Source organism: Treponema sp. UBA753 (genome assembly GCF_002297325.1).
Taxonomy (GTDB): domain Bacteria; phylum Spirochaetota; class Spirochaetia; order Treponematales; family Treponemataceae; genus Treponema_D.
This window is the reverse complement of sequence record NZ_DBKJ01000036.1, coordinates 13380-27357: the sequence shown is the minus strand read 5'-3', so window position 1 is coordinate 27357 and position 13978 is coordinate 13380. Positions and strand designations below refer to the sequence as shown.

Annotated in this window: 9 protein-coding genes; all 9 read right to left on the bottom strand. The window is 40.5% G+C overall.

Features of this window, described 5'->3' with window-relative positions; genetic code table 11:
- Positions 1-231 precede the first annotated feature (231 nt).
- Positions 232-1200 carry a hypothetical protein gene (locus B4C08_RS02745; RefSeq protein WP_296662560.1) on the bottom strand — a complete coding sequence of 323 codons (969 nt, stop codon included), beginning with the start codon at positions 1198-1200 and terminating at the stop codon, positions 232-234.
- A 160-nt stretch (positions 1201-1360) separates the two neighbouring features.
- Complete coding sequence (rpmB, locus tag B4C08_RS02740) at positions 1361-1591, bottom strand: 50S ribosomal protein L28 (protein ID WP_273354877.1); 231 nt, start codon at positions 1589-1591, stop codon at positions 1361-1363.
- A gap of 91 nt (positions 1592-1682) precedes the next feature.
- Positions 1683-3785, bottom strand: coding sequence for an S-layer homology domain-containing protein (locus B4C08_RS02735; RefSeq protein ID WP_296662558.1), 2103 nt, complete (start codon positions 3783-3785; stop codon positions 1683-1685).
- A 58-nt stretch (positions 3786-3843) separates the two neighbouring features.
- On the bottom strand, positions 3844-5829 hold the full coding sequence (locus B4C08_RS02730; protein WP_296662556.1) for a hypothetical protein: 1986 nt from the start codon (positions 5827-5829) through the stop codon (positions 3844-3846).
- 69 nt (positions 5830-5898) lie between these two features.
- A complete protein-coding gene (locus tag B4C08_RS02725; RefSeq protein WP_296662554.1) occupies positions 5899-8220 on the bottom strand; it encodes an S-layer homology domain-containing protein in 2322 nt (773 codons plus the stop codon).
- A 22-nt stretch (positions 8221-8242) separates the two neighbouring features.
- Positions 8243-10240 (bottom strand): excinuclease ABC subunit UvrB, encoded by a 1998-nt coding sequence (gene uvrB, locus B4C08_RS02720; RefSeq protein ID WP_296662552.1) that lies wholly within the window; start codon positions 10238-10240, stop codon positions 8243-8245.
- Positions 10241-10542: 302 nt separating this feature from the next.
- Positions 10543-11784 (bottom strand): S1C family serine protease, encoded by a 1242-nt coding sequence (locus B4C08_RS02715; protein WP_296662564.1) that lies wholly within the window; start codon positions 11782-11784, stop codon positions 10543-10545.
- A 39-nt stretch (positions 11785-11823) separates the two neighbouring features.
- Complete coding sequence (locus B4C08_RS02710; RefSeq protein WP_295796198.1) at positions 11824-12495, bottom strand: JAB domain-containing protein; 672 nt, start codon at positions 12493-12495, stop codon at positions 11824-11826.
- Between the two features lie 63 nt (positions 12496-12558).
- Positions 12559-13977, bottom strand: a complete 1419-nt coding sequence (locus B4C08_RS02705) for a sensor histidine kinase (protein ID WP_296662550.1) — start codon at positions 13975-13977, stop codon at positions 12559-12561.
- Between the last annotated feature and the right edge of the window lies 1 nt (position 13978).

Here is a 13978-nt window from a genome sequence, read left to right as displayed (position 1 = left end):
TTTTAGCCCAAATGTCGAGTTTTGATAAGAACAGTAATTTAAGTGTCATTCCCGTGCTACGACACTGCGATGTTTACGCAGTAAACTCGGTCAGGAATCTGTTGGAAATTTTCAATAGATTATCGGGTCAAGCCCGATAATGACATTAAATTATAAAGCTCGACATTTGGGCTACCTAAAAAAAATTCCCTGGCTGATTTTGTTTTGCAAAGTCAGTCAGGGAGTGGAAGTTTACTTTACTTTTATGGCGTCTGACTCTAAGATTGCGGTTCTCCAGACGTAATGTTCTGCATTTTCCATTTCATTAACTTCAAAAGTGTATGCGTACTGCACAAAAAGATAAGATTTTTTTGTGCTTCCAAGGAAATGGCTAAAACCTGTTGCAAGAAGTTCTTGACACTCTTTTGTTGCTTCTTCATTTTCTTCATAATAAACAGGAGCGTCTGGATCAGTGTAGTCTTTTGCGTTATAAAGTTTAGTTGAAGATACTGTGTCTGATTTTTTTCCAAAGTAATTTCCAAACCAAATTGCATCATTGTTCCAGTCGGTTTCTGTGCTGGAGTTTTTTGCATGGTAGTTGATTCTTGTTTCCACATTGTCTCCTTCCGGTGGAATAACATTTGAAACTTTAACAGTTGGCTTTGTTCCATCATAAGATAAGTCTATGTGGCGGCTTGTTAAATTTGAATAGTCTATGTCACCAATTCCGTCTGTGGCAGTGATTATGATAATTTCTGCGGGAAGAGCTTTTGTTATGCTGTTTTCGGTAGTTTCCATTCCAATGTTGAACTTGTATTTTTCGCCCGGCTCGCAAAGCGGATAAACGAATGTGTATTTTTTTCCAGCATAGCTATAGATATTCTGCGGTTCAGGTTCACATCTTGTTGTCCAAAAATCTTCCATGCCTTCGATGTCTTCAAGCCTTGTGATTTCAAGGTAAGTTGTATATTCTGGAAGAGTAATTTCAAACTGGATTCCGCCTGAAACTGCTGTGGCTTTTACGTGATCTGTTTGTGTTATTTCAGCTGCGTTTTCAATTGAGCGGCTTGAATTGTACACAACGCCGTTTTTCTTGATTCTAAGGTCAAGAACTCTTGAACTTGTGTCATCTGAATCTGAACTGCTTGAGCCGTCAGAGCAGCTTGTAAAGCAAAGCGCAGAAATCAATGCGATTCCAAAAATAAAGTTTCTAATTTTCATATAAATACCTCAAGGTCATTTTACCCCCCCCCGAGTTTTGTCAAGAGGTTCGGCTGTAAAATTAGAAAATATTTGCTTTTAAAGTTTGTATAAAATTTAAATAAAAAAAGACTGCCAGATTTTGGCAGCCTTCTTCAAGTTCTAGCTTTTTAGGTTAAAACTATTCAGCTTTGTTTGCGCCTGCGTTTGCAGGAGTTACATTGATTTTCTTTGTAATGAATCCAGAGCGGAGACACTGAGTGCAAACTTTGATTGTTCTTGTTGTTCCGTCGATTTCTGTCTTAATCTTCAAAAGATTTGGCTTCCACTGACGGCGTGTATGATTGTATGATTTGCTTACTCTGTTACCGTGCATTGAATGTTTTCCGCAGACATCACATGATCTTGACATATCTCGTACCTACCTAAAAATTTGTTCCTAACAGTGCAAATATGATATAGAAAAAACATACTTGTGTCAATGATTATATTGAATCCTGCAGCTAGAACTGATTTCCGTTTAGAAGATTTTCCAAGCCCATTTCTTTGAGTGTGCTTTCAAGTATATTATCGATTTGACTTGAATTCGAATTCGCATTTTTCTGTGTCGTATCCATCCAGTCCTTTAATCCTGTGTGCTCAACTTGATAAATGAACGTTACAATCTGGCCTTTTGTGCAGACGCTTTCTGGCTCGAACGTTGTTTTTGTGATTGGTTTTGCAATTGCGCCGTAGTATGCCCAGGAAACCGGCTGCTGATATTTTGACGAGCGCGGAACATCAGTAAAGTTGTCAATCGCAATCATCTCCATTGAGCCTGAACATTTCCACAAGATTTCAAGAGCGTCTCCTCTTGTGCAAGGAGATTTTCCGTTGAATGTGTTTCCGTCTAAAAATCCGTTTTTGTAAGCCCAAAGTGCCGCGTTATAGAAAGTGTCGCTTGGCTTTACATCTTTGAATGGATTTTTGCCTGAAACTTTTGGAGAACCTTGCCAGCGGTAAATGTACGTAACAACTTGTCCTCTTGTGCAAGGGGCGTTCGGCGAGAATGTTGTTTTTGATGAAGGCTTTGCGATTCCTTTTTCAACTGCCCAAGGAACAGAGCGCGCAAAATCATCGCTAGACTTCACATCTGTAAATCCTGCGATTTGTGTTGCTTCTTCCGGTTTGCTTGGCTTGATTCCGAGCTTGTCTTCTGGAATTGCTTTAAGGATTTTTCTTCCGAGCGTTGGAGAATCTATCCATCTGCTGCCATGAACAACTTTTATTCCGTTGTCGTGAACGTATTTTTTTCCGTATTCAAGGATATTGCACTCTTGAACTATTATGTCATCTTTGAATGTTGGAATATAGTCTTTTTGCGGATTGTCTTCGTCAAGAATAAGTTCGCCCACATTGTAGCAGTCGCTTATGTAGCAGTCGGTGCTTGTGAATCCCAAAATTCCTGTGGCATAAGTTCCTGTAATTTTTCCGATATTGTAGCAGCTTGTTATGGTGCTTGCCACTTCTGGAGACAAGCCGTGAATGAGTTGCTGGCCAAGGCATACAACTTTTCCCACAATCCCTCCTGCAAGTGAATTTCCGTATCCAAAGTTTGCGTAAGGAACTGTAACTTCGCCTGCGTTCATGCAGCCTGTGATGTGTGTGTACATCATCTGCATTGCAATTCCTCCAGCCCGTGCAGAACGAAGCTCTCCAAGCTGCCTTGTTGTGGTTGTGTAATTATAGTTCATGTAGTCTGTGTCACTTGTTGTTATGATGATTGGAGATGAGTTGTAGCAGTTTGTGATTCTTGAGTCTTCAATTTCTGTGAACATTCCACCTGCCATTACATATACTCTGCTGGTTTGGTTGCCTGCACGTCCTGTATGCACTTTGATTTTTCCGCCGGAAGTGTAGCAGTTTTCTACGATTAAGCCTGCCGCATAGTTTGAAATCGCCGCCACCCGAAGGTCGCAATTGTATTTCATTTTTGTGTGGCTGATGTCGATTGTGTAGTTCACAACGCCGAGATTTCTAATGAATGAATTGTTTTCTGGAAATATTGCTCCGAAAAGAGCGTATGCGCGTGTTGCCTCGGCTTCTCCCATAAAGATGTCGTCATTGTGGTCGATTATCGTCATTCCAGAAATTACATGGCCGTTTCCGTCAAAAGAACCTGTGAATTCTCCGCATCCTGCATCTGCTGCTTGAGGATATTTTTTTATCCAAGAGCCGCCATAGGCTGGAGTTCCTCCGAGTGGAATCCAGTTTCCCCATTTTGAAAGGTCGATGTCGGCAATCAGCTTGTAGTGCTTTGAAAGTCCGAATCTGACGGAGTTGAGCTGCTCTGCTGTTTTGATTAAATATGGATCTTTGAGCGTGCCAGTTCCGCCTTCAAATTTGAACGGAGTTTCCTTTAAAACTGCCGGCGCGCCATCCCAGTACGATTGTGTTGATGTCGTCTTTTTCTGCGCTGTGGACGGAGTTCTCTTTATCTGCGTTTGCGGTTGTCTTTGCTGTTGCGTCTGCTTGCTTTGTGTTCTTTTCGCTTGTGAGAAAACTGGAGCTGCTGCAAGCACAAGCGCGCTGATTAAGATAACGGTCTTGAAAATTGATTTTTTCATTTTTTCCTCCATAATATTTTTCAACCTAATTATTCCAAAGTCATTTTTAGCAAAAGTTTTAATCCGCTTTTATCGGCAAGAAATCTTCTGCAATCACATATATTGTCTCGCCGTTGTACGGATTTTTTGTCGGATAATGCCTTGCGTAATCTCTGGAGCTTCCGACTCTTGGACCTGTAACCCAGATGCGTGTTCCGCCCGTGTAAACGTATCTAAGCCAGCCGCCCCAGTCATTGCCTGAAAGAGCACTGTCTAAAAAATGCTGGGCAGTTCTGTTTGAAGAATAGAATCTTGCGTCTGCTTCCACAACTGTTCGTGCCTGATACCATCCGATTTTATCCGCATAAAAACTTTTGCTCGCTGTAGCAATTGCGTTTTCAATTGTGCAAGGAGCTTCCGGCGAAATTGTTTTTTTAGAAGGTTTTTCAATCAAGCCGAGAGTGTCCATAAAGCCCATCGCTTCTCTTGCCCATTTTGCAATTTGCGCGTTGTCGCTATATTTTTCGAGCTTTGGAGTGTAGGGCGTGTACTTGATGCGGGAATTCTTTTTTACGTATTGAAGCGCGCGGTAAAAATATGTCGCCATTTGCTGACGGCTCAAAATTGCGTTTGGATTAAAAGCTCCTGATGGTTTTGCAATTCCAGCTGCTGCGGCTTTTCTTGCGTAAATATTTTCTGTGTCTGGAAAAGCAAGCTTTGAAACTGGCGTGATTTCTTTTCCAGTCAGTTTTTCTGCGAGATTAACCGCGAGAGATGCGCACTGCAGCTTTGTGATTTTTGCCGTGTAGTCGTTTCCAAAAAGTTTTTCGACAACCAAGCCGTTTTGAAAAGCCCAGTTCACGTCGTTTTCTGCCTTGCCGCTGACTTTTGCCTTTGCAACTTTATCAAGAACTGCAAAGGAATTCGGCCCGTCAAATTCAAGCGAAGCGTTTTCCAGCGCTTCATCTTTATAAACTGTGTTCCATTGCTTTGTAATAATTTCCATGTATTGCTCGTAAGTTCCGTCCATGCCTGTTCCAAGAGCAAAGTCAAATGTTGCCCTGTTAAAAATTTTCGGAGAACTGTTGCAGTCTTTTACGTTGTTTCCGCATTGTGAGCAGGATTTCCAATAGACGCGTTCTCCTCTTGAATTTATTCCGATGAAATTTTCTTTTGTGATTTTGTGGTCGATAAAATGATGTCCGTAGAATCTTCCGTCTTCAATTGGTTCTGGCTTGTCTTCAGAAAATTCGTATGAAAATGTATGATTCGGATTGTATTCGCATTTTCCGCAGAATTCGCAGGAATAATAATATTTGTTGATGTTTTTGCAGGTTGATTTTTTGTAAAGTTTATCAATTGTGGCAAGCCTTTCATCATAAACGTGATTATTGCAATGCAGTTTTGTCGCCTTGTCTCCAAGTTTTACGGCTGAAAAAACATCTCCTGAATAAGTTTTTGTCTTGAACCTAAGAAGAAGATATCTTGAAAGCGGGTCATCAGGATTTTCAAAAATTCCTCTCATTCCTTTTGGAAGCTGATTTTCAGGAACGAAAAGCGTGCAGTCCCAGGAATTCATAGGCGCGTTTGTTGATGCGAACATTGATTTTATTTTTACATCTATAACTTCTTTGAGAAATTTTCTTACATCGACTTTTGGACTAAGCCACAGATTTTTTAAATTTCGCGGATAAACATGCGCCCAGTTCATTTTATAGTCGTATGCGAATAATGGTTCTACATCAGGATTTGCAACATCGAGAATTATTGTTTTTATTCTTGCGCGCTCTTCTGGAGTTGTTGTTTCATTAAGATAACGGCTTATTTTTTCTTTGTTGTCAGGATTTATTCCTGTTTTTTTGATTTTTTCATCTGTGATTACAAGCGTTGTCTGGTTTATGTCGGAACACAAAAAATCCGCCTGCGCCTGAGTGTAGTAAGGATAATCTCCTGTTGTGTTTTCTGGCCAGACATAAGCTGGGCTTCGCTTTTGCGCAAAAGAATTCTGCAAAGTAAATATCATCGCGCCTGTTAAGATAAAAATCCTGAAAGCTGTTTTTTTCATTTTATTCTCCATATTTAATTTTTTCGTTTTTGCCTTTTCTGATTGGCTAAGTGACCGTTTTTTCCATTTTTATTGTTCTGATTGTTCCAAAGCCATTTTTAGCCAGTCCATAAAGTGCGAGTGCTCAAGATTGTAAATGAACGTTACGATTTGCGCTTTTGTGCAGGCTGAATCCGGCTCGAACATTGTCGGTGTGATTCCTGTCGCAATTCTCATCCAGTAAGCCCAGGAGACGGCAGAATGATATTTTGACGTGCGCGGAACGTCGGTAAAATTGTCCGCCGGATTCATCGGATAGGAATTCGTGTATTTCCATAAGAATTCGATTGCGTCTCCCCGTGTGCAAGGAGAGTTTCCGTTGAGCGTGCTTCCTTTGAAAAGCCCTTTTTCGTAAGCCCAGAGAGCAGCGTTGTAAAAACTGTCGCTTGGCTTTACGTCTTTGAACGGATTTTTTATTGAGGATTTTGGCGAGCCGTTCCAGCGGTAAATGTAAGTGAGAACTTGTCCGCGTGTGCAAGTCTCGTTCGGGGAGAATTTTGTTTTTGACGAAGGCTTTGCGATTCCTTTTTCAACTGCCCAGGGAACGGAATGCGCGAAAATGTCGTTTGACATCACGTCTGAAAATTCTCCGACTTGAACTGGAGCTTCAGGCACGCTTGGTTTGATTCCAAGTTTGTCTTCTGGAATTGCCTTTAGGATTTTTCTTCCGAGCGTTGGAGAATCTGTCCACATTTCGCCTGAAACAGCTTTTATTCCGTTGTCGTGAACGTATTTTTTGCCGTAGTTAAAAATCTTGCAGATTGGAAGCTCGATGTCGGCTTTTATTATCAGGGAAGGCTCTTTGTTCGGATTCAGCTCGTCGATTTCAAGATTTCCCGCATTGTAGCAGTCGCTTATGTAGCAGTCTGTTCCTGTGTAGCCCATGATTCCGCCAACGTAAGTTCCGCGGATTGTTCCGATGTTGTAGCAGCTTGTTATATTTGTTGCTCCTGACGGCGGCGCGCTGTAAATGTTTTCCGGCGCGTCGTCGATTGTAACTCTTGCCACGATTCCAGCCGAAAGAGAGGCGAGTCCCCAGTTTGCGTAAGGAACTGAAATTTCGCCTGAGTTCATGCAGCCGATAAAGTCGCTGTACGCTGTCTGCGCTGTTATTCCGCCTGCCACAACCATCCGCTTGCTTCCGATTTGTGTGTTTATATAGTCTGTGTCGCTTGTTGTGATTATGGCTGGAGATGTGTTGTAGCAGTTTATGATTTTTGTGTGGATTGCAGAAGAGACAAGTCCTCCTGCGTAAATTGTCACAAAAGTTTCCTCTTCATCTTCCCGGCTTGTGCGGATTTTGATTTTTCCGCCTGAAGAATAGCAGTTTTCAAAAGTTCTGCTTGCCGCCGATGTTGAAAGCGCCGCCGCATTGAGCGTGCATTTGTATTTTAGATTTGTGTAGCTCACATCGATTGTGTAGTTTACGATTCCGAGATTTTTTATAAAGCCGTTTTGTTTTTGCCTGAAATCTTTCGGGGCTATCATTTCTGCGAAAAGCGCATAGGAACGTTCTGCTTCATTTGTTCCCATAAAGATGTCGTCTCTATGGTCGATTATAGTCATTCCTGAGATTACGTGTCCGTTTCCGTCGAGCGAGCCTGTGAACCTTCCGCCGCCTTCATCCGCTTTCTGATAAGTTTGTCCGCCGTGCGAGCCTCCGTAAGACGGAGTTCCGCCGATTGGAATCCAGTTGCCCCATTTTGAAAGGTTGATGTCCGAAATTAGCTTGTAATGAAAATCAAGCCCGAATCTGATTGAGTTTAGCTGCTCTGGAGTTTTTATTAAGAACGGATTTTCAACAGTGCCGTTTCCGCCTTCAAATTCAAACGGAGTCTGCCTTAAGATTGCAGGCGCGCCTTTCCATTGCTCTTGCGCTGAATCGCCGCTTGCGAGCGTTTTTGCTTTTTCAATTTCTCTTTCCTGTTTTATGTTTCTTTTTTCTGCCTTAGATTCTTCATCTTTTTGAGTCTTCGTTCTTGTGTATTTTACAACGAGAGTTTTTTTGCCGCCTTTTATGATTTTCGCCTCTGTCTTGTTTAAAGGAGAAGTTTTTGTCTGCTCTGTAAAATAATTTTCGCCAGTCGCTTTGTAAGTTACAGTTGCATAAAAAAACGTGTCTTGCTCAAGCGGACCTTTCGGTTCGTAGACAACCGAGTTGATTTCGCACAATGCGCTTTTCCCCGAAACTGCGCCCGGCATTCCTTTTTCATTTATTTTAAGCTCAAACTTTGGAACAAAAGAAATTGCCCTGCCGTTTTTTGATTGCGTTTGTTTTGCCTGTGAAAAAGAATTTGGCAAAAATAAAACTAATGCAACAAAATACGCTAAAAAAAATTTTTTTGCTTTCATAAGTCCCCCAAAAAAGAACTGTTTATTTTCCGTAAGTTTTTTCTATTTCTATAATCTGATCACGTAAAACGGCTGCCTGCTCATAGTCGAGGCGGTCGGCTGCTTCTGACATTTCTTTTTTCATCAAGTCAAGAAGTTTTTTCCTTTGGCTGGCAACAAAAAGATTCGCGCTCTTTTTTAACGCTTCAAGTTTTATGTTTGCCTCTTGTTCTGCGTCTTCTTTCTGATGCTCAAGAATATCTTCAACTGCTTTTTTTATTGTCTTTGGAACAATTCCGTGTTCTTTGTTGTAAGCTTCCTGAATTGAACGTCGGCGTTTGGTTTCGTCAATGGCTTCTTTCATTGCATCGCTCATTCTGTCCGCATACATTAAAACTGTTCCGTCAGCATTTCGCGCGGCTCGTCCTATAATCTGAATCAGCGAAGTTGTGCTTCTTAAAAATCCGATTTTATCTGCGTCAAGAATTGCAATCAGCGAAACTTCCGGCAAGTCGATTCCTTCGCGCAAAAGGTTGATGCCAATTAAAACATCGGTTTCTCCTGTGCGCAGACTTTTTAAAATTTCAACGCGTTCAAATGTGTCAATTTCAGAATGAATGTATTTGACTTTTAAATTCAGCTCGGAAAGATAATCTGTCAAATCTTCCGCCATTTTTTTTGTAAGAGTAAGAATCAATGAACGTTCGCCTTTTTTTATACGTTCGCTGACTTCTTTAAAGATGTCCTGCATTTGTCCTTCGCTTGGACGCACTTCAATTTTTGGATCAAGAAGTCCTGTTGGGCGGATAAGCTGCTCTACGACCTGTGTTGACTTTTTGATTTCTTCCGGGCGTGGAGTTGCAGTCACAAAAATCACTTGGTTCATTTTTTTTGTGAACTCATCGATTTTAAGAGGGCGGTTGTCCAGTGCGCTTGGAAGTCTGAATCCAAAGTCAATTAAATTTTGTTTGCGCGCTCGATCTCCTTCATACATTGCCCCAATCTGCGGAACAGAAACGTGAGCCTCGTCAATCATGCAAAGAAAATCATCAGGAAAATAATGAAGCAAAGTTGCTGGCGGATCTCCTCTTTTGCGTCCGGAAATCGGCCCTGAATAATTTTCGATTCCAGAGCAATAGCCCATTTCTTTCATCATTTCAAGGTCGTAAGTTGTACGTGTTTTTAAACGCTCGGCTTCAAGAATTTTTCCGGCGGAACGAAGCTCTTCAAGCCGTAAATCAAGTTCAGCCTGAATTTTTTCTGTAACGTTTGCCATCTGATCACGCGGAACAACAAAGTGCTTGGCAGGGTAAAGCTGAAGCTCATCAAGTTCCTCTATTGTTTCTCCAGAAATTGCGTTGAATCTTTTTATGCGTGAAATCTGGTCAAAGTCGAGTTCAATTTTGTAAGCCTCGTCTGTTTCCATGTAAGGCGGAAAAACTTCAATTGTGTCGCCTTTGATTCTGAATTTTCCGCGCTCAAGAATCATATCGTTTCGTTCATACTGAATTGAAATAAGCTTTGATGCGATTTCGTGCGTGTCAAGCTCATTTCCTTTTTCAACATGAATCCGCATTTCCTTGTAAAGGTCTGGCATTCCAAGTCCGTAAATGCAGCTGACGGTTGCAACGATAATTACATCGCGGCGTTCCATCAATGCGTAAGTTGCGGCGAGACGAAGCTTGTCGATTTCTTTGTTTATGGAAGCGTCTTTTTCTATATATAAATCGCGCGCAGGAACATAGGCTTCCGGCTGGTAATAATCGTAGTAGCTTACAAAATATTCTACGGCATTGTCTGGAAAAAATGTTTTGAATTCTCTGTAAAGCTGGGCGGAAAGAGTTTTGTTGTGGCTGATAATTAAAGTTGGACGCTGAACTGCTTCAATTATTTTTGCCATTGTGAAAGTTTTTCCGCTTCCTGTAACGCCTTTTAAAGTCTGATATTTATCTCCGCGGAAAAATCCTTCTGAAAGTTTTTTTATTGCGTTTGGCTGATCTCCAGAAGGCTCAAATGGAGAAACAACATGAAATTTTCTCATGTGTTTATTTTAGATAAAGTATAAAAAAAAATCTATTGTTTATGTGTGGCAGAATATACTATAGAAGAACAATAAAAAATACCTGCACTTTCAGCGGAAAATCATAATTGGCTAGGGTTGCAATTTTTTTTTGTTGGAAGAAATAACAAAGATTTTCTACTCGAAACTCTTTGTTATTTCCTTTTATGCCATACGGCAAAAAAAACAGCAAATTACGCCAATTATGCTTTTTCGCTTCCGTTCCGGTATTTTTTATTCAGTTTTACAATTCACTTGCCATGATGAAAAACTAAAGCTTATTTTTATATGCTTGCATTAGGTGAATTTGTAGATGATTCAAGTTCTACTTTTAGCTTTTCAAATTTTTTGTTGCGGTAAACTGTTACGGTTACAATGTCTCCCGGAACTTTGTCTTCAATTGCGCTGTAGTAGTCCGCAAGCTTTGAAATTTTTATTCCGTTGATTTCTGTTATGATGTCGCCGCCAAGATAAATTGTCTGCGGATTAAAAGTTCCATACTGTACTGCCTGTGTTCCGCCTCTGATTCCCGCTTGATCCGCCTTGCTTCCTTTTTTTACGCTGCTTACAATCATGCCGGAAGAAATTTCATATCCTGCGAAATTTGCAATTCTAGCTGTATTTTGGACGAGTGAAAGTTTCATTGTCCCGCGGTTGACTTTTCCGTATTTTAAAAGGTCGCTTACAACTCGCCGGGCTGTGCTTGCTGGAATTGCAAATCCGACTCCGGCAGAAGAACCGCTGGAAGAGTAAATCATTGTGTTTATTCCAATCATGCGTCCCTGGCTATCTAAAAGAGGTCCGCCTGAATTTCCCGGATTGATTGCGGCATCAGTTTGAATCATGTTTCGGATTATTACGTTTGCGCTTTTTTGGATTGGACGACCAAGCCCTGAAATAATTCCGGTTGTCATTGTGCGTTCAAGTGCAAACGGATTTCCGATTGCAATGACTTTTTGTCCGACTTTAAGGCTTTCAGAATTTCCGAACGAAATTGTTTTTAAGTCAGCACCTTTTGCCGGCTCGAATTTTAAAACAGCAATGTCGCTTTCTATGTCCTGACCTACAACAGTTCCTTCGTAAGTTGTTCCGTCCGCAAGCGAAATATTGATTACAGAAGCTTTTTCTATTACATGGACATTTGTTACAACGTATCCACGTTTATCGATAATTGAGCCAGAACCTGAACCGCTTTCCGTTACTATCGGCTCGTAAAACCAGTTGTAGCCCATTACTTTTGTAGTGATGTTTACAACTGCCTCGTTGCATTTTTCGTACACTGAAATATTTTGAAATTCGTCCTGTGTGTATGAAGCGTTTTCCGTTGCAACAGAAAGCGCTTCAAATGTCTGCTGAATTTCTTCCTTTGATTCTGACTGAGTTTTTTCTATTGCTGAAATTTCGTTGCCGGATTTTTTTGAAGAATCATTTTTGAAAAAAATAAAGAATACGGAAACTGCGGCTGCTGCAAGAATTCCTGTTGAAATTGAATAAGTTACAAGCTGTTTTTTTGAGTAGAGTTTCATGTTGAAAAATATAATAACTTTCATTGCAAAATTCAACTTTCATAGCATTCCGTGCTCCAAAAAGCTAAAATAGTCTTCTTTTGTTATTATTATGTGATCCATAAATGCAATGCCCAAAATTTTCGCCGCTTTCTGAAGAATCTTTGTGGAATCAATATCTGCGTTGCTAGGATAGCATTGTCCGCACGGATGATTGTGGCAGCAGATAATTCCAGATGCGTATTCAGAAACTGCATTTGCAAAAACTTCCCGCGGATGAATAAGAGCCTTGTTTATTGTTCCAACTGAAACAACTCTTGTGCTTAAAATTTCCTTTGCTCCGTTTACTGTAACTGTAATAAAATGCTCGGTCGGCATGAGCGTGTAGTGCTGCAAAAATGGAATCACGTCTTTTGGCGTATTTATGGCTGAACGCAAAATTCCGCGTCTTCTTCTTCCAAGTTCCAGTGCGGCGGCAATTATGAGCGCGCGGCTTTCTCCCATTCCGTCTATTTTTTTTAGATTTGGAATAAGTTCTTCTTCGTTGCTGGAATTTATTGTCTTTGTAACTTTTTCAGCAAGGCTTTCAATTGGATTGTTTTTTGTGCCTTTTCCCAAAATGAGCATTATAAGCTCTTCGTCATCAGGATAGGAAATTCCATTTAAAAGCGTGAGTTCTCTTATGTTTGGCTGTTTGCCGGATTTGGAATAATCTAAAATATAATTCTGCATACAATATATAATTAGCTAAAAAAAATATTTTATGCAGAATTAACCGCAGTTGGCTGAAAAATTTTAAAGCGGAAGCTCTATTTCAAAATGCGCGCCTTTCTTTTTGTCCGGCCGTCCTGTTTCTTTTATAGTTCCGCCGTGAATATTTACAATGTGCCTTGCAATTGAAAGTCCAAGTCCAGTTCCTCCATGCTCGCGGCTTCTGCCTTTGTCAACTCTGTAGAACCTTTCAAAAATTCTATCCTTGTATTCATCTGGAATTCCGTTTCCGTTGTCTTCCACGATTATTTTTGTCTTGCCGGAATTTTCAGAAATAGAACAGGAAACAATGCTTTTGTCCGGGCAGTATTTTACCGAGTTGTCAATTAAATTTGTTATTACCTGCTCAAGAAGTCCTGGGTTTCCTTTTATAAAAATTTCTTTTTTGTTTGAGCTGAAATTTATTTTGATTTGTTTTTCACTTGCCGCGCTTTCAAGATTTGAGCAGGCTTTTTTTGCAATCTGCACAAGATTTGTTTTTACAGTTTCAAGAACTCCGTTGTCTGTTTCAAGACGGCTTAATGTTAGTAAGTCTTCTATTATATTTATGAGACGCTCGCACTGCGTATTTATAATTCCAAGAAAATGCTTTGCGGTTTCAGGCTCGTTTATTCCGTCGTCAAGCAAAGTTTCCGTGAATCCTTTTATTGAAGTTACCGGCGTTTTTAGTTCGTGGCTTACGTTCGCAACAAAATCTTTTCGGATTTGCTCAACTTTCTTTAAACTCTGAATGTTCTGCGTTATTCTGTCTTTCATTGAATTGAACGACTGGGCAAGTTCCGCCATTTCCTGAGGAGAAGAAATGTTCAGGTAAAAATCAAAGTTGCCTTTTGCGTATTCTTCCGTTGCCTTTTTCATCAGAAAAATCGGGCGCACAGTTTTACTTGAAATATAAAATGAAACAAGCAGCACAAGCGCAAAAATCAGAATTGTTGAAATTACAAAAGTATTTTTTGTGGAAGATGAAAAGAATACAGTTTCTTCAACTGGCATGGAAATTCTAAGCGCGGAAAAAACTTCGTTTGCAGAAAGCGGAATCGCATAGTACATGAATCTTTTTCCGTTTGTAGAGCTTGTGTGAATTGAACTTGCTTCTTTTCCTGACAGAGCAAGTCGCACTTCTTTTCTGTAGCTGTGGTTTTCCATTTCGCTTGGATTAGAAACTGAATCCGCTGCAACTGTTCCGTCTTGATTTATAAGCGTAATCCTGAAAGAGTTGTCGGAATGCGTAAGTTCCTTTATAAAAGTGTCCGCGTTTTTTTCATCTTGAGGAATAATTTTTGCAAGTGAATGCGCGAACGACTTTAGATTTGCTTCTGTTTGATCAACAGCGGTGCTTTCTAACGCCCATAGGCACACAAAAAGCAAAACCGTGAATCCTGATGCAAGCAAAATTCCGTTAAAGACAAAAAGCAACGTGTGGATTTTTAAAGTCCTGTGCATA